General features: G+C 70.9%; 18 protein-coding genes. 1 reads left to right on the forward strand and 17 read right to left on the reverse strand.

The window, feature by feature from the left end:
* Positions 1-33: 33 nt before the first annotated feature.
* The 13 genes from ACWD11_RS01330 to ACWD11_RS01390 form a co-directional block, all read right to left on the reverse strand.
* Positions 34-612, reverse strand: a complete 579-nt coding sequence (locus tag ACWD11_RS01330; protein WP_451280581.1) for a hypothetical protein — start codon at positions 610-612, stop codon at positions 34-36.
* 34 nt (positions 613-646) lie between these two features.
* Positions 647-1,243 (reverse strand): pilus assembly protein TadG-related protein, encoded by a 597-nt coding sequence (locus ACWD11_RS01335; RefSeq protein WP_451281115.1) that lies wholly within the window; start codon positions 1,241-1,243, stop codon positions 647-649.
* On the reverse strand, positions 1,243-1,404 hold the full coding sequence (locus ACWD11_RS01340; RefSeq protein WP_250077404.1) for a Flp family type IVb pilin: 162 nt from the start codon (positions 1,402-1,404) through the stop codon (positions 1,243-1,245). The genes ACWD11_RS01335 and ACWD11_RS01340 overlap by 1 nt, the downstream gene beginning before the upstream one ends.
* A 104-nt stretch (positions 1,405-1,508) precedes the next feature.
* Positions 1,509-2,255 (reverse strand): response regulator, encoded by a 747-nt coding sequence (locus ACWD11_RS01345; RefSeq protein ID WP_451280582.1) that lies wholly within the window; start codon positions 2,253-2,255, stop codon positions 1,509-1,511.
* Positions 2,256-2,259: 4 nt separating this feature from the next.
* Positions 2,260-3,435: a sensor histidine kinase gene (locus tag ACWD11_RS01350; RefSeq protein ID WP_451281117.1), complete on the reverse strand. Its 1,176-nt coding sequence runs from the start codon at positions 3,433-3,435 to the stop codon at positions 2,260-2,262.
* A gap of 252 nt (positions 3,436-3,687) precedes the next feature.
* Positions 3,688-4,578 (reverse strand): DUF5936 domain-containing protein, encoded by an 891-nt coding sequence (locus tag ACWD11_RS01355; protein ID WP_389415174.1) that lies wholly within the window; start codon positions 4,576-4,578, stop codon positions 3,688-3,690.
* 15 nt (positions 4,579-4,593) lie between these two features.
* Positions 4,594-5,538 carry a type II secretion system F family protein gene (locus tag ACWD11_RS01360; protein ID WP_389415175.1) on the reverse strand — a complete coding sequence of 315 codons (945 nt, stop codon included), beginning with the start codon at positions 5,536-5,538 and terminating at the stop codon, positions 4,594-4,596.
* 15 nt (positions 5,539-5,553) lie between these two features.
* Positions 5,554-6,891, reverse strand: a complete 1,338-nt coding sequence (locus ACWD11_RS01365) for a CpaF family protein (protein ID WP_389415176.1) — start codon at positions 6,889-6,891, stop codon at positions 5,554-5,556.
* 14 nt (positions 6,892-6,905) lie between these two features.
* Positions 6,906-7,304, reverse strand: a complete 399-nt coding sequence (locus tag ACWD11_RS01370) for a TadE/TadG family type IV pilus assembly protein (protein WP_451280585.1) — start codon at positions 7,302-7,304, stop codon at positions 6,906-6,908.
* Between the two features lies 1 nt (position 7,305).
* Positions 7,306-7,692: a TadE family protein gene (locus ACWD11_RS01375; protein WP_389415178.1), complete on the reverse strand. Its 387-nt coding sequence runs from the start codon at positions 7,690-7,692 to the stop codon at positions 7,306-7,308.
* Positions 7,693-7,694: 2 nt separating this feature from the next.
* A complete protein-coding gene (locus tag ACWD11_RS01380) occupies positions 7,695-8,933 on the reverse strand; it encodes an AAA family ATPase (RefSeq protein ID WP_451280587.1) in 1,239 nt (412 codons plus the stop codon).
* Positions 8,934-8,942: 9 nt separating this feature from the next.
* Positions 8,943-9,650 carry a Flp pilus assembly protein CpaB gene (cpaB, locus tag ACWD11_RS01385; protein WP_451280589.1) on the reverse strand — a complete coding sequence of 236 codons (708 nt, stop codon included), beginning with the start codon at positions 9,648-9,650 and terminating at the stop codon, positions 8,943-8,945.
* A gap of 62 nt (positions 9,651-9,712) precedes the next feature.
* Positions 9,713-10,549: a hypothetical protein gene (locus ACWD11_RS01390; protein ID WP_451280591.1), complete on the reverse strand. Its 837-nt coding sequence runs from the start codon at positions 10,547-10,549 to the stop codon at positions 9,713-9,715.
* Between the two features lie 240 nt (positions 10,550-10,789).
* On the opposite strand from ACWD11_RS01390, the gene ACWD11_RS01395 reads away from it, so the two are divergent.
* Positions 10,790-12,475: a chitinase gene (locus ACWD11_RS01395; RefSeq protein WP_451280593.1), complete on the forward strand. Its 1,686-nt coding sequence runs from the start codon at positions 10,790-10,792 to the stop codon at positions 12,473-12,475.
* A 34-nt stretch (positions 12,476-12,509) separates the two neighbouring features.
* Here the strand turns inward: ACWD11_RS01395 and ACWD11_RS01400 are convergent, their stop codons facing one another.
* The 4 genes from ACWD11_RS01400 to ACWD11_RS01415 all read right to left on the reverse strand — a co-directional run bounded on the left by ACWD11_RS01400 (position 12,510) and on the right by ACWD11_RS01415 (position 17,629).
* Complete coding sequence (locus ACWD11_RS01400; RefSeq protein WP_451280595.1) at positions 12,510-13,829, reverse strand: Nramp family divalent metal transporter; 1,320 nt, start codon at positions 13,827-13,829, stop codon at positions 12,510-12,512.
* A gap of 45 nt (positions 13,830-13,874) precedes the next feature.
* On the reverse strand, positions 13,875-14,288 hold the full coding sequence (locus tag ACWD11_RS01405) for an ATP-binding protein (protein WP_389415183.1): 414 nt from the start codon (positions 14,286-14,288) through the stop codon (positions 13,875-13,877).
* A 76-nt stretch (positions 14,289-14,364) separates the two neighbouring features.
* Complete coding sequence (locus tag ACWD11_RS01410; RefSeq protein WP_389415184.1) at positions 14,365-15,261, reverse strand: anti-sigma factor RsbA family regulatory protein; 897 nt, start codon at positions 15,259-15,261, stop codon at positions 14,365-14,367.
* 34 nt (positions 15,262-15,295) lie between these two features.
* Positions 15,296-17,629, reverse strand: coding sequence for an ATP-binding protein (locus tag ACWD11_RS01415; RefSeq protein WP_451280598.1), 2,334 nt, complete (start codon positions 17,627-17,629; stop codon positions 15,296-15,298).
* Between the last annotated feature and the right edge of the window lie 251 nt (positions 17,630-17,880).

Below are 17,880 nucleotides of genomic sequence, written 5' to 3' on the forward strand. Positions count from 1 at the left end.
TGAGGTGAGGTTTTTGGTCGTCATAGCGGTGCCTCAGCCGGAGATCTGGATGGAAGCCGCAGCGAATGTAGGGAGTTGGAAGCTGACTTCGGTGGTGTCTGCGGGGGGCGCCGGGAACTGCATGAAGACGGGGATGGAGTCTCCTGCTTTGATCCTGGGCATGTCGGTCGTCGTCAGCGGTCGGCCGTCAGTGTCACGCAGCACGTAGTAGCGCTTTTTGCTCGCAGAGTCGACCAGCGTTGCTCCGCCCAGCGACGATCCGTGCCTGAGGATTTCGGTCTCGTCACCCGAGGTTCTGACCGACACGCGAGCGGGCTCATCGCCGTCGTTCTTCAGTTCTCCGCTGACCGTGACGAATCCCCCTGAGTCCCTCTGGGCAGAAGTGAGCCTGAGGACAAGTCCTTCCTCCCCCCTCAGTTCAGCCAGTGGTTCGTCCGTTCCTTCTTGAGCGTCCGGGGCGGACCCACTGTCCTTTGAGGCTGATGCCGACGACTCCGGCTTCTTGTCGTCGTCACCCCCACCACCGCAGCCGGCCACACCGACGGCCAGACCGGCCGCAACGGTCAATGCGACCATCCCCCTGCGGGCCTTCGTAGTGAACCGAATGCTCATGCCTCTGTTTCCTTCATCCCTCGTCGTTCGGTTGTCAGTCAGCCAGATGGACGTCGAAGAGGTCTTCCGGGCCCGGGAGATCGATGAGGTCCTCCGGATCCAGCTCCCAGTCCTCGTCCTCGCAGGTGAGTACCGGCAGCTCTTCGTCCTCGGCACCCTCGCCCGGGAGCTCGAATCCGCAACGGAACTCGATCACCGCCTTGGCTGACGCCCGCGAGTACTTGCCCTCCGTGCCCGGGACGATGGAGTCACCGACGGACTTGTCCGTCTGGACGTCGACCGTGTACTCCAGAGGGCCGGTCTGATCACACGACTCGACATGCGCGTCGTTCTGCGCGGCGAGTTCGTCCGCCCGCCAGCACGACGGCTCAAGTCCAGGCACAAGGCCGTCAAAGATGTCCTGCCACTGGGTCGGGTCGAGTACGTCCTCCACCCACTTACCCGCAAGCTGGTCCCGGGTGTCCTGCGCTGCCGCAAGCGCAGCCGCATCGGCTGCCGTCTGGGCACCGTTCCGGTTCGCTGCGGCCTGGCCGACCGCCAGGTAGGCGAACGCGAGAAAGAGCAGGGCCCCCACCACGGTGATGTAGATGGGGAACGCCTGCCCTGAATCGCCGTACCTGCGAACTTTGATCAACCGGTTACCTCGTCGACCTTGTCCACGATGGCGTCGTAAATGGTCTGCCCGATATCCGTCCCCGTGATCGCCAACACGATCGCAACGACCACCGCAATGATCCCCAGGTACTCCACCGCCGTCTGGCCCTTGTCGTTCATGTTGAAGCGGTTGTTCATGGGGTGTCCCTTCGGTTGCGGCTGTGGTGCCGGAACCGTAGGGCCGCTGGAGGTGCGGGGACGAGGGTCCGTGGGCCCAAAGGTGGGCCCAGATGCGGGGCATCTCAGTTCACCCCCAGCCACTTGGCGGCGGCCTGTGCCCGGGTGGTGCTGTGGAGCTTGGCGAAGATGCGGTTGATGTGGTTCTTGACCGTCTTCTCGCTGATGAAGCAGGTGGCGGCGATCTGCTGGTTCGTCATGCCCGTGGCGATCAGGTTCATGATCTCCGCCTCCCTCGCGCTGAGTTGGAACCTCGCCCTGCCCGAAGACGACTCTCCCACATTTGGTTGCACTTGCGAAAGAGGTTCGCGGAATTCGGTCGGTGGAGCGTTGGATTCCGTATGCTGCTGCGAATCCGTACCCCTGCGGAGCTGGCTCAGGAGTGCGTCCGCCGCCGTCGGCGTGAAGTGGGGTTTGCCCTGTCTGACGTCCCGTACCGCGTCCACCAGCTGCGCAGCCGTGAACTCGCCATGGACCAGGTAACCGTTCGCGCCCCTGCGCAGCGCCTCCTCCACCGTCTCCGACTCCCTGCTGTACGTCAGCATCATCACCGGCGCGATGGCCACCAGGTACGGGAGTGCCGCGAGGCCGTCGACCCCGGGCATCTGGACGTCCAGGAGGACGACGTCGGGGCGGTGCTGGAGGGCCGCCTCGTACGCCTCCTGGCCGTCCGCCGCTTCGGCTACGACCGTGATGTCGCTGCGGCCCGTCAGCAGGGCCGTCAGGCCGGCCCGGACCACCGGGTTGTCGTCGGCCACCACTACGCGGAGCGGGCGCGCGGGGGCGGTTCTGGGGAAGTGGGGGTGTGTCATGCCGTCATGTCCTTCGTGGCGCCAGGGGGAGTTCCAGGAGGACTTCCGTGCCTTTCGGGTGGTCGCCGCGGCCCATCCGGATCCGGGCGCCCACGGACGCGGCCCGTTCGACCATGCCGATCAGGCCGAAGTGGCCCGCTCTGCGGAGTTGTTCGAGGGTGGTTTCCGGCGGGAGGCCGCGACCGTCGTCGTACACGCTGATGCGCAGCAGATCACCCTGCACGCCCGCCCGTACGTCCACGCTGGTCGGGGTCGCGTGGCGGTGGGCGTTCTCCATGGCCTCCGCGGCGATGGAGAGGAGTTGGCGGGTCACCGCGGCGGGCAGGGGCGGGGTGGGAGTGGCGGGGCTGGTGGGGTGGTAGGTGGTGGGGACGCCTGTACGGGTGGTGAAGTCGGCCGTCCTTGCTGCCAGTTCCTCGAGGACGTCCGTCGTTGTCGAGGGCTCGTGGCGGCGCAGGTCCACCAGGAGTTCTCGGGATTCCGTGGCCGCTCTGCGGCTGGCTCGGGCTACCAGTTCCGCCTGTCGGGTGATCAGGGCGGGGTTCTGGGGGGTGGTGGCCGCTGTCGCTGCCAGGCCGTCGGCCGCCAGGGCCACGCCGTGCAGGGTCTTGGCCACCGAGTCGTGCATCTCCCGTGCCAGACGCGCCCGTTCGGCGGCCACGGCCTCGGTGGCCGCCAGCCGGGCCCGGGTTTCGGCCAGGGCCTGGGTCGCCGCCCCGAAGCGGAGGACGAGGTTGCGCAGGGCGGAGCCGCCCGCGCCGGTGATCACACAGAACCCGGGCAGGAGCAGCTTCTCCGCGAGGCTGGTGTCGGCTTCCGCCGTGGTGGCGTAGACGAGCAGGAGGATCAGCGACTGGAGGCTGGCGAAGACGGCCGCGGCTCGGTAGCCGTAGGCGATGCCGGCGAGGAGGGGGGTGCAGACGCTGACGTAGGCCAGGGGGGTGTCCGGGCCCGCCGAGACCAGGAGCAGCGCGCCGAAGAGGGTGTCCAGGGCCAGCAGGGTCGGGTGGCGCAGGAGCAGGGGGCCGAAGCGTTCCCAGTCCCTGAAGAGGGCGTAGCTGGTGATGAAGGTGACCACCACGGCGGCGCCCACCAGGCGGGTGCCCAGTCCGGGGGCGGCGTTCAGCAGGGCCGCGGGGGCGGAGAGGGCGAGCATGGCCAGCCGGAAGCCGAAGACCATACGGGTGGTTGCCTGGAGGGCGTTTATCTGGAGGGCGAGGGTGGGGTCCTGGGGGCGCGCCGGCACAGCTGCAACGGCCTCCGTGCCTACGGCAGCACAGACACCGGCACCTGCACCTGCACTGGCAGCGGCACCGGCACCGGCACCGGCACCGGCACCGGCACCGGCACCGGCGTCCACTCCCAGCCCCCTCACCCGCACCCCGACTCCCGGTCCCAGCCCTGACCCAAGCCCCATGCCCATGACCGTCACCTACTCCCCCGTGATGGAGCCGAAGTCCGTCCCCGAGCCCAGCAGCAGCCCCGCCCCCAGCAGGATCATCGTGGCCGGAACCATGAACGTCGTGATCATCATCGTGGCCTTGGGCACGGCCCTCGCCGCCTTCCGGCGGGCGTTCTGCGCGTCCGTCCTGCGCATGTCCTTCGCCAGCGCCACCAGCGTGTCCACGATCGGCGCCCCCAGTTCCTCCCCCTGCTGGAGGGCGGTCACGAACATCGCGACCTGTTCCGAGTCGTTCCGGCGGCGGAGTTCCGCGAACGCCTGGCGGCGGCTCATGCCCAGGTCCATCTGGCGCAGCGTGATGCGGAGTTCGTCCGCCCAGGGGCCTTCGTAGCGGGACGCCACGCGGTCCAGTGCCTGCCGGAAGCCGAGGCCCGCGCTCACCACCACCGCGAGTACGTCGAGGAAGTCCGGCAGGGTCCGTTCGATCACGTCCTTGCGGATCCGGATCGCCGACCAGATGCCGACCTCGGTCCAGAAGGCGCCGAAGGCGAAGAGCAGCAGGGTCACCAGATACTGGCCCCGCATCAGGAACACCAGCCCGCCCACCGCGCCCAGGAAGCCGTACACCGCCCGCCGGGCCGCGTAGCGGTCGATCGTGAGGCCGCCCGGGTTGCCCGCCAGGTCGATCTTGCGGCGGTACTTGGCCACCTGCTTCGGGCCCATCAGGCGCAGGACCGCCGGCGCGTACCGCATGCCCATGCGGTCGATCACCGAGTCCACGGCGCCGGTGCGCGTGGCGCCCACCTCCAGCGCCAGCTGCAGGTCACCGGGGAGTTTCGCGTCCGCACGGTACATGCGGATGCCGGCGAAGGCACCCCATACGCTCAGTCCCATCAGCAGGGCGAGCAGCAAAGCCGTCATGGTCCGCCCTCCCCCCTAGACGTCGATCCGCGACAGACGGCGGATCATCACGAAGCCGATGACGTACAGCCCGAACGCCACGATCACCGCCACCTGGCCGGCCGGTGAGCCGGTCATACGGTCCAGTGCGCCGTCCTTGACGCCGTTCATCAGGAACAGGGAGCCGATGCCGAGCGCCGGCACGGCGTACGAGGTCATGCTCACCTGGGAGAGCTGGGTGCGGATCTCCCGGCGGGTCTCCTTCCGCTCCTCCAACGTCTCCGTCAGGTTGCGCAGGGCGCTGACCACCTGGCCGCCCGCCCGGTTCGACAGGACGAGGGTGGTCACCAGCACCACCAGTTCCCGCGAGGGCAGCCGGTCCGCCAGCTCGCCCAGCGCGTCGTCCATGGAGGCGCCGATCGCCAACTGGTTGGCCACCTTGGACAGTTCCTCGCCCGCCGGTGCCTCCAGCTCGTCCGCCGCCATGCCGATCGCCGTGCGCAGCGCGAGCCCGGCCTGGGTGGCGTTGGCCAGGATGCGGGCCAGCTCGGGGAGTTGGTTGATGAACTTCTCGATGCGCTTCTGTCGTTGCCAGTTCAGGAACTGGACGGCCGCCCACACCCCCAGCAGCCCCGCTATCGGGCCGAAGAACGGCGCCAGCGTCGCCTGGCCGACCAGCCACAGGCCCGCCACCGCGGCCAGCATGTAGACGAAGAACTCGCCCGGCGTCACGTCGAGGCCCGTCGCCGCCAGCCGCAGTTCCAGCTTCCGGCCCGGTTTCGTACGGCGCAGTCTGCGGTCCAGGTCGCCGAAGCGGCGCCGGCGGCCCCCGGCCGTGATCTGGCCGGTCGCCGAGAGGCGCTCCACCAGTGCCTGGCGCTGGGCCCGGCCGGCCGCCCAGGCGTGCAGGCCCGCCACCGCCAGGGCGCAGGTCAGCAGGGTGATGCCGGTGGTCAGCGTGATCAGCGTCTGGAATTCCATCGGTTCCGCTCCTTCCTACCTGGCCGCTCGGATGGCCAACTGCTCCACGGTCCGTGCCACGCCGAACGCCTGCGGCACCGGCTGGTTCGCCATGTAGAGGCGGTCCGCGGTGCGGCGCGGGAGCGGGTAGTACTCGAAGACGCCGTAGACCCGGCCGTCCGCCGCCATCGGCTGGGCGTTGAAGCGGGCGACCGTGGCCAGTCGGTACGGTTCGCCGCCGTGGCTGTCGAGGACGGCGATCTCGGTGATGCGGCGGGCGCCGTCGGCGAACCGGGTGAGCTGGATGATGACGTCGACGGCGCTGTTGATCTGGTCGTGCAGCGCTTCGAAGGGGACCTCCACGTCGGACATGGAGGCCAGCGTCTTCAGCCGCATCAGCGCGTCCTCGGTGCTGTTGGCGTGCACGGTGGCGAGGGAGCCGTCGTGGCCGGTGGACATCGCCTGGAGCATGTCCAGGGACTCGCCGCCGCGGACCTCGCCGACGACGATGCGGTCGGGGCGCATCCGCAGGGAGTTGCGGACCAGGTCGCGGATGGTGACCCGGCCCTGGCCCTCCACGTTCGGCGGGCGGGACTCCAGGCGGATCACATGGCCCTGCTGGAGTTGCAGCTCCGCCGAGTCCTCGATCGTGATGATGCGCTCGACCTCGGGGATCAGCCCGGACAGGGCGTTGAGCAGCGTCGTCTTTCCGGTGCCCGTCGCGCCCGAGACGATGATGTTGAACTTCGCCTGCACCAGGCCCGCGAGCAGATACACCATCTGCTCGTCCAGCGAGCCCAGGCCGACCATCTCGTGCAGGGTGAAGGAGCGCGGGAAGCGGCGGATGGTGAGGGTCGCGCCGGTCAGGGAGAGCGGCGGGATGATCACGTTCACCCGCTCGCCCGAGGGCAGTCGCGCGTCCACCATCGGGTTCGACTCGTCGACGCGCCGGTTCACGGTGGACACGATCCGCTCGATGGTCTGCATCAGCTGCTCGTGGGAGGGGAAGCGCAGGGGCAGTTGCTCCACCCGGCCCGCCCGCTCGACGAAGATCGCGTCGGGGCCGTTCACCATGATCTCGGTGATCGACGCGTCCTCCAGCAGCGGCTCCAGAATGCCCAGGCCCAGTGCCTCGTCGACCACCCTGCGGATCAGCTGCGAGCGCTCGACCGTGGACAGCACGGGACCGTCGCGGCTGATGATGTGGCCGAGGACGCGTTCCAGCCGGGCCCGGCGTTCGGCCGCGGCCAGCGAACTCATCTCCGCGAGGTCGATCTCCTCCAGCAGCTTGGCCCGGTAGGAGGCGACCAGATGGCCGTCCTCGCCCTTGCTGCCGTTCTCCTCGGGAGTGTTGATGCGGGCCCGCAGGCTCATGGCTCTCGTGCTCCTCAGTGGTCGAGCGGCATGGTGGCGGACTTGGTGGCGGCGCCGAAGTCCCAGCCGGGCACGATGGACGGGATGTCGACGGTCGCGGTGACCCGTACCTCGTCGCCGAGCCCGGCGCTCGCGCACGCGGTCCCGTCGGCCAGCCAGCCGCTCACCGCGGCCTGGCAGTCCTGCGCGAAGGGCCCCTCCAGCGAGGCACTGCGCGCCCCGGCCCGGGCGGCGGTGCCCGCCTGCTGGGCGGTGTAGGCGATGAGCCCGATCTGAATGGCCGCCATGGCGACCAGGATCAGTACGGGGATGAAGCCCAGGTACTCCAGGGCCACCTGGCCACGGTCACGGGGGCGTGCCCGCAGACGGTCACGGTCACGGTCACAGCCACGGTGAATGCGTTCGTACGGCATCTCAGTCCGTCGCCTCCTCTACCGCCCCCGCCTGCCCCTCCACCGTGAACGGGAAGCCGATCGACCCGGGGAACAGCACCGGGACCTCCAGCCGGACCTCGGCGGTCACATACCCCCCGCCGGTCGTGCAGGTCACCTGCGCGCCGCCCTCCCACGCGCCGGGCAGCTTGTCGAGGCCCGCCGCCTGGCAGGCGCCCTGTCTGGCGCCGGGGTCGGCGGCCGTGCCCGCCCGTACGGCCTCGTCGGCGGCGTTGCCGGCGAGCGTGAAGGTGTAGCCGAGCAGCGCGCACTGCCACATCAGCACGAGCGTCAGGATGATCAGCGGGGTCATGCCGAGGAACTCGATGGTGACCTGGCCCCGGTCGGCTCCGCGGCGGAGTGCGCGCATGTCTACCCCCCAGTCTCCTTGCGGCGGCGGAAGCTCACCGAGCCCCGTCCGCCGCGGCGGTCGACCGCCGCGGCCTTGACCAGGCCGAGTTCGCCCGCGAGGGTCCACAGGGCCTGCTTGACGGTGCCCTTGGCGTCGAGTTCGTGGAGGCGGCCGGCGTCCACCACGCTCTGCAGCTCCTTGAAGTGGGCGGGGATCGTGGTGGCGGCGAGCGCGGTGCCGGTGATCTGCCGGATCAGGGAGGGCTGGATCTCGGTGCCGCGGGTGTGGCGGTTGACGACGACCATGGTCTCCTCCGCCTTGCGGATCTGCAGGCGGTCCCACATGCGGACGGCGCGTTTGGCGCCGCGGACGCCGATCACGTCCGGGGTGGTGACCAGCAGGGCGGTGTCGGCCATCTCCACGATCGCCGCTCCGGCGCCGCTGAGCTGGGCGCCGCAGTCGACGATCACGACCTCGTAGCGGGCGCGCAGGGCGCTGACGATCTGCCGGGCGGCGCGGTCGGTGACCTCCTCGCCGCGTTCGCCCTCGCCGGGGGCTAGCAGCAGGGCGAGCCCGCTGTCGTGGCGGAAGACGGCGTCGGCCAGGACGCGCGGGGAGATGTCGGAGATGCCGGCGAGGTCGACGACCGAGCGGCGGAACTGGACGTCCAGGTAGGAGGCGAGGTCACCGGTCTGGAGGTCCATGTCGAGCACGGCGGTGGGGCGGCCGGAGGCCTGGGCGGCGAGGGCGAGCTGGATGGCGACGACGGTGGTGCCGACCCCGCCCTTGGCGCCGCTCACGGTGACGACGGTGCCGCCGACGCCGGTGAACACCTCGATGGCGCCGCCCAGATGGCGCCGTACGCCCGCCGACCACTGGGCGACGGCCTGGACGCGGGTGGCGAGTTCCTCGTAGTGCAGGGGCAGGGCGACGAGGCCGCGGGCGCCGTAGTCCATCGCCGCCTGGAACAGGCCGGGGCTCGCGTCCGAGGTGACGAGGATGACGCCGACCGCCGGGAAGCGCAGGGCGACTTCGCGGATCAGCTCCAGGGCGGGGACCGGGCCGATGCGCTCATGGACGACCACGACCTCGGGCAGTTCGTCGACGGACTCGGCGGCCAGCCGGGCGAGGGTGTCGATCAGCTGGGTGGAGTCGACCACCGGGGCGACCGGCTCGGCGTCCGGGAGCTGGCTGAGCAGGGTCGTGACCGACCGGACCGCGTCCGCGTCACCGACCGCCGGGAGGATCCTCGTGGGCATGCGGGCCTCTCACTTGTCCTTCGCGAGTTCGTACGTCCGGTCCGACTCGGGGACCGTGCCGCCACCGCCGGGCGCCACCAGCGCGAGGCGGACCCGCTGGGCGAACGACTCGGCGTACGTGAGGCGCTGGGCGTCGAGGGTGGACAGCGCGAAGGTGATCGGGACGGCGTCGGTGGGCTGCCGGTCGCGGTCGTCGGCGTCGGGCTTCAGCGCGGTCAGGTCGCCCACGTCGAGGACCTTGGCGTTGGTCACGATGATCTTGGACTGGGCGGGGGCACCCTCCCGCTCGCCCTCGAAGGTGGCGTAGACGTTCACGGTGGAGTTCGGGGTGATCTTGCCGGCCACCCCGGTCGCCGCGTCGATCATGATGGCGACCTCCTGCTGCCCGGGCTTCAGGGCGGGCTGGGCGACGATCATGTCGCTCTGCAGCAGGGAGCCCTGCTTGAGGGTGGTGACCGCGATCCTGCCCTCGATCTCGCGGAGATCGGTGACCGCGTTGTCGGACAGCCACCGCTCGGGCATCGAGATCTTCTCGAACTGGGCCGCGTCGAGGGGCTTGTACGGTTCGACGTCCTCCTTGAGCCGGTAGGCGGTGACCTCGGGGCCGACCTTGGACTCGGCGTCGTCGATGACGGACAGCACGCCGGCGAAGGCGCCGAGGGCGCAGACGACCGACAGGATCAGGAGTATCACGCCGCGGCGCTGACGGGAGTTCATGAACCGTGCAACCTCATTGGGGGAATCGGTCGGGATCGGTCTGATGCGGCTTCCGGGTTCGGTCAGCCTGCGCGGGTCTCGGGTACGGGCGGGGTGGCGGAGCAGAACACACAGCGGTCGCCGATGACGTCGATGCCGCACCAGTGGCAGGCGCTCCGGCGCACCGAGGTGACCAGTTGGTAGAGCACGGACAGGTCGGAGAGGTAGGCGCAGAACTCGATCAGCCGTCCCGTCCCCCACCACCGCTCCGACTCGGCGGGCAGCGGCACCTCGCGCAGGCCCTGGACGCTCCAGGACCTGGCCAGGGTGTCGGTGACCCAGTCGGACTGGAGCTGGCCCTTGGCGACCAGCATCCGGGTGCCGAACTCCGGCCCGGTCAGGGCGGCTTCGGGGCCGATCCGGACGAGCTGCGGTTCGGGGTGGGCGAGGACGCCGAACTGGCTGCCCGGGACCCATGACCTGGTGTGGGACTTGAGCCCGACGGGGACGCGGTCGAGTCTGGCGACGGAGCCGAGGAGCGCCCCGGCGTGGATGTAGTGCGTGAGCAGACGGCCCGCCGAGGCGAGGACGCCGGGGCTGAGGTCGCAGGAGGCGAGCTGGCGCAGCTGGCGGACCAGGACGGCGAGTCCGAGCGGCGGCAGTTCGGGGCGGAAGAGGGCGATCCGGTCGCTCTCCATGAGGGCGCGCAGGGTGTGCAGCCGGCGTTCCACGGCGGGGTCGAGGGCCTCGGAGCAGACGACGATGAGGTGACCGTGCTGCTCTACGACCGCTTGCAGGGCGGTCAGGGAGCGGTCGAGCGGCTGCCGGTCCAGGCCCTGGAGCACGACGGCGGGGACGGTCCGTTCGTCCTGTGGCGGCAGCGCCAGGTCGGCACTGGTCACGGCGATGGCAGTTGGCACGCGCAGCTCCCCACTCCCATGCCCGCCGGCCCGACCGGCGTCACTCCGGTACCCAGGACACACAGCCGACTTCACTGCGTGACTACGTGAGCACTGTATCCACGGGTTCATGACCGGAGAACAGCGTTTCTGTAGCTATGAAGGAACTGGCGTTTCACAAGTTGCGCCAAACCGGGGCACGTTGAGCATCTCGGCGCTTGCTCTTGACAAGGGGATTGGTCTGGACCAACGTGTTTTGACATGTCCATACGCAGACGATCGACACGTCTCTGGACGGGTGCCGTCACCCTGGCGCTCGCCCTCTCCCTCGCGGGCACCGGCCAGGCCTCCGCCGCCGATGTCAACAACGCCAGGAACGCCGGCTTCGAGTCCGGCCTGTCCAACTGGACCTGCTCCGCGGGCAGCGGTACGGCCGTCTCCTCGCCGGTGCACGGCGGCTCGGCCGCGCTGAAGGCGACCCCGGCCGGGCAGGACAACGCCCGCTGCACCCAGGCCGTGGCGGTCCAGCCGAACGCGACGTACACGCTCAGCGCGTGGGTGCGGGGCGGGTACGCCTATCTGGGCGTCACCGGCACCGGCACCACGGACGTGTCGACGTGGACGCCGGACTCCGGCAACTGGAAGCAGCTGGCCACCACCTTCACCACCGGCTCCGCGACCCGGTCGGTGACGGTGTACACGCACGGCTGGTACGGCCAGGCCGCCTACTTCGCCGACGACGTCTCGGTGTTCGGGCCCGACGGCGGCGGAGGCGGGGACCCGGAGCCGACGGTCCCGGGCGCGCCGGGCGGGGTGACGGTGTCCGGACGCAGCTCGTCGTCGATCTCCCTGGCCTGGAACACGGTCCCGGGCGCGACCGGCTACCACGTCTACCGGGGCGGCACCAAGGTCACGGCGGTCACCGGCACATCGGCCACGGTGACCGGGCTCGCGGCCTCCACCTCGTACTCCTTCCAGGTCACGGCGGTGAACTCGGCCGGTGAGTCGCCGAAGTCGGCGACCGTGACGGGGACGACCACGGCGACACCGACGAATCCCGCGCTGCCCAAGCACGCGGTGACCGGGTACTGGCAGAACTTCGACAACGGCGCGGCGGTGCAGAAGCTGTCGGACGTCCAGGCGCAGTACGACATCATCGCGGTCGCCTTCGCCGACGCCACCGGGACACCGGGCGCGGTGACCTTCACCCTCGACTCGGCCGGGCTCGGCGGGTACACCGTCGACCAGTTCAAGGCGGACGTCCGGGCGAAGCAGGCGGCCGGGAAGAAGGTCATCATCTCGGTCGGCGGCGAGCGGGGCACGGTGTCGGTCAACGACTCCGCGTCCGCGACGAACTTCGCCAACTCGGTGTACGCGCTGATGCAGGAGTACGGCTTCGACGGCGTCGACATCGACCTGGAGAACGGGCTCAACGCGACCTACATGACCCAGGCGCTCAGGGCGCTGTCGGCCAAGGCGGGACCGTCGATGATCCTCACGATGGCTCCGCAGACCATCGACATGCAGTCGACGTCGAACTCCTACTTCCGGACGGCACTGAACGTGAAGGACATCCTCACGGTCGTCAACATGCAGTACTACAACAGCGGGTCGATGCTCGGCTGCGACGGCAAGGTGTACAGCCAGGGCTCGGTCGACTTCCTGACCGCCCTCGCCTGCATCCAGCTGGAGGGCGGCCTCGCCCCGTCCCAGGTGGGCCTGGGCCTGCCGGCCTCGACCCGGGGCGCGGGCAGCGGGTATGTGTCACCGGCCGTGGTGAACAACGCGCTCGACTGTCTGGCGAAGGGCACCAACTGCGGGTCCTTCAAGCCGTCCAGGACCTATCCCGACCTGCGCGGCGCGATGACCTGGTCGACCAACTGGGACGCCACGGCGGGCAACGCGTGGTCCAACGCGGTGGGCCCGCACGTGCACGCGCTGCCGTAGGCACCGCCACCCCCCAGGCCGTGGCCGGAGTCCGTCAGAAGAACTCCGACCACGGCTGGTCCCAGATCTGCTTCACGCACAGCACCAGGAAGAGCAGGCCCGCGATCGCCAGCATGGAGTTGCTCAGTGCGCCGTTGCGCCACTCCCGGGGTGTGCGGGAGGAGTTGAGGAGCCAGAGCAGGGTGCCGGCCAGGAACGGCAGGAACGCCGCGCCCAGGACGCCGTAGATGATGATCAGGCGGAAGGGCTGGCCCTGGAAGAGCAGGATCATCGGCGGGAAGGTCAGCCACAGCAGGTAGAGGCGGAAGGGCAGGTTGCGTTCGCGGCGGCCGGTGGCGATGTCCTCGCCACGGGTCGCGTCACCCCTGCGGTAGCGCTCGACGAAGTCCGCGAACATCAGGCTCACGCCGTGCCAGACGCCGATCAACGAGGTGAACGAGGTGGCGAAGAAGCCGATCAGGAAGAACTTGGCGGTCGCCGTGCCGTACTCCTCCTCCAGGATGTCGCTCAGTTGGAGCAGTCCCTTGTCCCCGCTCGCCAGCGCGATGTTCGCCGAGTGCAGCAGCTCCGCCCCGACGAAGAGCATCGCGACGACGAAGATGCCGGTGGTGGCGTAGGCGACCCGGTTGTCCAGGCGCATCACCTTCATCCAGCCGGTGTTGGTCCAGCCCTTGGCGTTGACCCAGTAGCCGTACGCGGCCAGCGTGATGGTGCCGCCGACCCCGCCGATCAGGCCGAGGGTGTTCAGGACGGAGTCGTCCGCGTCGGGCAGCACCGGCAGCAGGCCCGCGAAGGCGTCGCCGAGGTTCGGGGTGACCCGGATCGCCAGGTAGACCGTCACCACGAACATGACGCCCACCAGGACCGTCATGACCTTCTCGAAGACGGCGTACTTGTTGAACCAGACGAAGACCAGGCCCACCAGGCCGCAGGCGATCCCCCACCACTCCAGGTCCATCACATCGGGGAAGAGGGCCTGCAGGGGCAGGGCGCTCGACGACATCGCCGCGGCTCCGTAGACGAAGCCCCAGATGACGACGTAGCCGACGAAGAACCAGGTCGTCCAGCGGCCGAGGCTCGCCCAGCCGTCGAAGAGGGTGCGGCCGGTGGACAGATGCCAGCGGCCCGCCGCCTCGGCGAGGGAGATCTTCACCAGGCAGCCGATGATCGCGGCCCACAGCAGCGTGTACCCGAAGCTGCTGCCGGCGATCAGCGTGGCCACCAGGTCGCCGGCGCCCACCCCGGTCGCGGCGACGACGATGCCGGGGCCGATGTACTTCCAACTGGACTTGCGGGGAGAGGAGTCGATTGCGTGGGCCTGTGATGCCTGAGGGTTTCCCGAGCTGTCCGCCATGCAGATCAAGAAACCGCAGCGGAGCCGGGCCGACAAGAGGGCGCGTCAGAGTTCGAACCACACCGTCTTGCGCTGCCCGTCCTGATGGCAGCCCCATCTGCGGGCCAGCGCGTCCACCAGGAACATCCCCCGCCCGCTCTCCGAACTGCCCGCCTCCAGCACCTGCGGGGTGCGCCGGCCGGCGTCCTGCACCTCGCAGCGCAGCACGCCCTGCGCGGCGGACAGCGTCACCCGGAAGCGGCTCGCCGAGTGCAGCAGCGCATTGGTCGCCAACTCGCTGACCAGCAGTTCCGCGGTGTCCAGCACCTCGTCCTGGCCCGCGAGCCCCCATCCCTCCAGCCGGCTGCGCACCTCCTTGCGGGCCTCGCGGACCGCGGAGGGGCGGGGGTCGTACTCCACGGTGAGATGACCGGCTCCGACGGGCGGTCGACGGTGGGAGCCGTTCCGGAGTTGCAGCATGCTGTCCATGGTCGTCGGGCCGCGGGCGGGGCGCACGGGTAGATATACCTGTTTCCCCGGCCGCGGCCCCCGTGTCCTATCCGTACTGCAGGCGTACGGTCGCCCCCGCCGCGTCGTCCCGGACGTCGACGTAGGCGCAGACCTGGCGGGCGTACCACAGGCCCTGGCCCGGTTCCAGTTCGCCGGTGTCCGGCGGGACGAAGCCGGCCAGGGGGTCGTCGACGCGGCGGGCGGTGCGCAGTTCGCAGACGCAGGCCGGTGCCGCGCCCCACAGCCGGACGCCGGTGAGCGGGCCGAGCGCGGCCGCCGCCTCGGTGACGGCCAGCGCGAACAGTTCGGCGTCCGCGTCCTGCAGTCCGCTGCCGCCCGCCCAGGCCCGTACCGCCCCGGCGTCCGCGCCGGTCAGCCGCCGGGCGTCCGCGGGGGGTGGTGGCAGGGGTACGGAGTCCAGCTCGGCGGTGAGCCGTACCGGGTCCTCGTACACGCCGGTGCCGGGGTGGGCGCGGCGGGCCTCGGCGATGAGGGCGGGGCCGGCGGTGCGGGTGTCGTAGACGCACAGGGCGGTGGTGGCAAACGGGGCGAACAGGAGGTTGGCGAGGGCCTCGTAGCGGATCCACTCGGCGCTCTCGCGCGGTGAGCGTCCGGCGCGGCCGTTCCAGACGGGTTCCATCAGCAGGTGGATACGGCCGCCGGGGCCGGCGTGCGCGGCGAGGTAACCGGCCGCCTGGGCCACGGCGTTGGCGGCGGATCCGGTGTACCAGTCGGTGTGCGGGAGGAGTACGGCGCTCTTCGCGTCGGCGCCGAGGGCGTCCCGCAGGAGGTCCAGCTTGGCGGGGGCGGCGACGGCGACGGGCGGGGGTTCGCCGGGGCTGTCCAGGGCGTGGGCCAGGAAGGGGACGGCGGCGGCCACGAAGGCGTCGTCGGTGCCGGGGGCGGTCATGCGGTGGTCGAACACCTGCGGTTGGCTGCTCACGCGTTCCCCTGTCTGTGCCGTGTGCGGTGGTGGTTCAGCGCCGGGCGGTGACCCAGGCGGCGAGTTGGCTGCGGTTGTCGAGGCCGAGCTTGCCGAGGATGCGTTCCACGTGGCCCTCGGCGGTGCGGCGGGCGATGACCAGGCGGTCGGCGATCTGGTGGTTGGCCAGGCCCCGGGCCACGAGGTCGGCCACCTGGGACTCCCGGGGGGTGAGGTGGGAGCCCTTCGGCCCGTCGGCCGGGTCCGGGGTGCCGCGGCCCTCGTCGAGCGCGTGCCCCACGAGCTCCGTCAGCTCCAGCTCGCGGCCGTACCGGTACGCCTTCTCGTACGCCGGCTCGCCGAGGGCCTCGCGGGCGCGGCGCTCGCTGTCCTCGCGGGGCGTCCGCAGGGCGGCCGAGCCCCAGCGGTCGCGGTCGATGTCGGACCAGACCCGGTCGGCGCCGCCGAGCAGGAGGGCCGCGTGCTCGTGGGCGCCGGTCCCGGTGGCGATCCGGGCCAAGAGGTCGAGGGTGAGGGCGATGCCGGTGACGTCGTGGACGGCGAGTTTGAGGCGCAGGGCGTGGTGGGCGTGGCGTGCGGCGGCCGGCCAGTCCCGCCGCACGGTGTGGGCGAGGGCGAGCATCCTCAGTACGTACGAGTGCACCCACTCCTCGCCGTGCCGCTCGCAGAGCCGGCGGGCCTCCTCGCAGACGGCGACGGCCCGGTCCGCCTCGCCCAGGAAGCCCAGCGCGCAGGCGAGTTCCACGCGCTCCAGGCCGACGAGGCTGAGGTGCTGGCCGGGGACGCGGCCCCGCTCCGCGGCGGCCTCGAAGTGGGCGAGGGCGGTGGGCAGGTCGTCGAGGAAGAGGGTGATGACGCCGATGACGTAACCGGCGTGCGCCGCCTCGGCCTCGTCGCCCAGCGCGAGGGCGAGGGCGCGGGCCTCCTCGGCGAGCCGCCGGCCGTGCACCAGATCCCGGGTGACGGCGGCGAGCAGCCCCGCGACCCACAGCGCACGGGCCCGCTCCGCGGTGGGCTCGGGATTGACCGCCAGAGCCCGCTCCACCCAGTACCGCCCCTCCCGAGGAGCCCCACAGGCATGCCAGTAGAACCACAGAGCCCCCACCAACCGAAGCCCTCCGCCCCCTTCCCCCCCGGCCCCGCACCCCTCATCCCACCCCCCGGACCCCTCGCCCCTCTCCCCCCAGCCCGAAAGGCTGAAGTTCAGGGCTGTGCGCAAGTTGTCCTGGTCGGCTTTCAGGCGGGCCACGATGTGGCGTTGGGACGGGCCGAACCATGCGCGTTCGTAGGTGTCGGCCAGGTGTTGCATCCACGTTCGCTGGCGCAGGCGCGCGGTGGGTTCCTCGCCGGGGAGGGCGCGGAGGCGGGCCAGACCGTAGTGGCGGAGGGTGTCGAGGAGGCGGTAGCGCACGATTCCGGCCGCCGTCTCCCTGATCAGCACCGACTTGTCCACCAGAGCGGTGACCGCCTCCACGACGTCCGCGGGGCGCAGCCGTACCCCGTCCGCGCACACCGCCTCCGCGGTCTCCAGGTCGAAGCCGCCCGCCAGGACCGACGCGCGGGCCCAGGTCAGTTGTTCCTCCGCCGTACACAGCGAGTGGCTCCAGTCGACCGTCGCGCGCAGCTCCCCGCGGGTGTCCAGGCCCGCCTCCAGCTGGTCGAGTCCGAGGTCCCGCAGGCGTCCCGCGGCGAGTTCGATGGCGAGCGGGAGTCCGTCGAGGCGGCGGCAGAGGCGGGCCACGGCCGCCCGGTTGTCCGTGGTGAGCCGGAAGGCGGGGTCCACGGCGGCGGCCCGGTCGGCGAACAGGGCGAGCGCGGGATGGCGGCGGGCGTCGGACAGGTCACCGTCCGGGTCGGGTACCGGCAGCGGCCGTAGCTCCAGAAGGTGCTCCCCGAGCAGACCCAGCCGGTGCCGGGTCGTCGCCAGGACCCGCACGTGCGGGGTGCCGTGGAGCAGCGCGGCGATCAGCTCCGCGCAAGCGGCGGGCAGGTGTTCGCAGTTGTCGACGACGAGGAGCAGCCGCCGCTCCCCCAGCTGCCCGGCGAGCGCGTCCAGCGGGGGCCGCCCGCTGTGGTCGTGCAGGCCCAGCGCGTCGGCGGCGGCGTGCGGGACGAGGGCCGGGTCGTCGAGTCCCGCCAGCCCCACGAACCGGACCCCGTCCGGAAAGGCGCCGCGGACCCGGTCCGCGAGGCGCGTGGCGAGGCGGGTCTTGCCGACTCCACCGGGCCCGGTCAGAGTGACCAGGCGCGATCTGGCCAACAGCCGCCGCCCAGCAGCCAGTTCGGCGCGCCGGTCCACGAAGCTGGTCGGCTCGGGCGAGCCGGGGACGACCGCGAGGCCGTCCTGTCGTGGCGCCGATCCGCCCATGATCAGCCAGTCCAGTTCTCTGGGATCGCGGTCCGAGGACCGAGCCGGAGTCCGGCCCCCCTCTCGGCCAGGGACCCCCCACTGTCCCTCCTCCAACCCGCACCCGCACACGAGCCTCACCCGCCCGAGTGCACCTTCCGCCAGGCCCGCGTCACATGCCGCCCGCACGCGTACACTGCCCGCTCGACGCCCCCGAGACGGGTTCCCGCCATCGCGGCCGTTTTCCATCTTGACCCGCTCATGCCACGCAC

This window comes from Streptomyces sp. NPDC002776 (assembly GCF_053592195.1).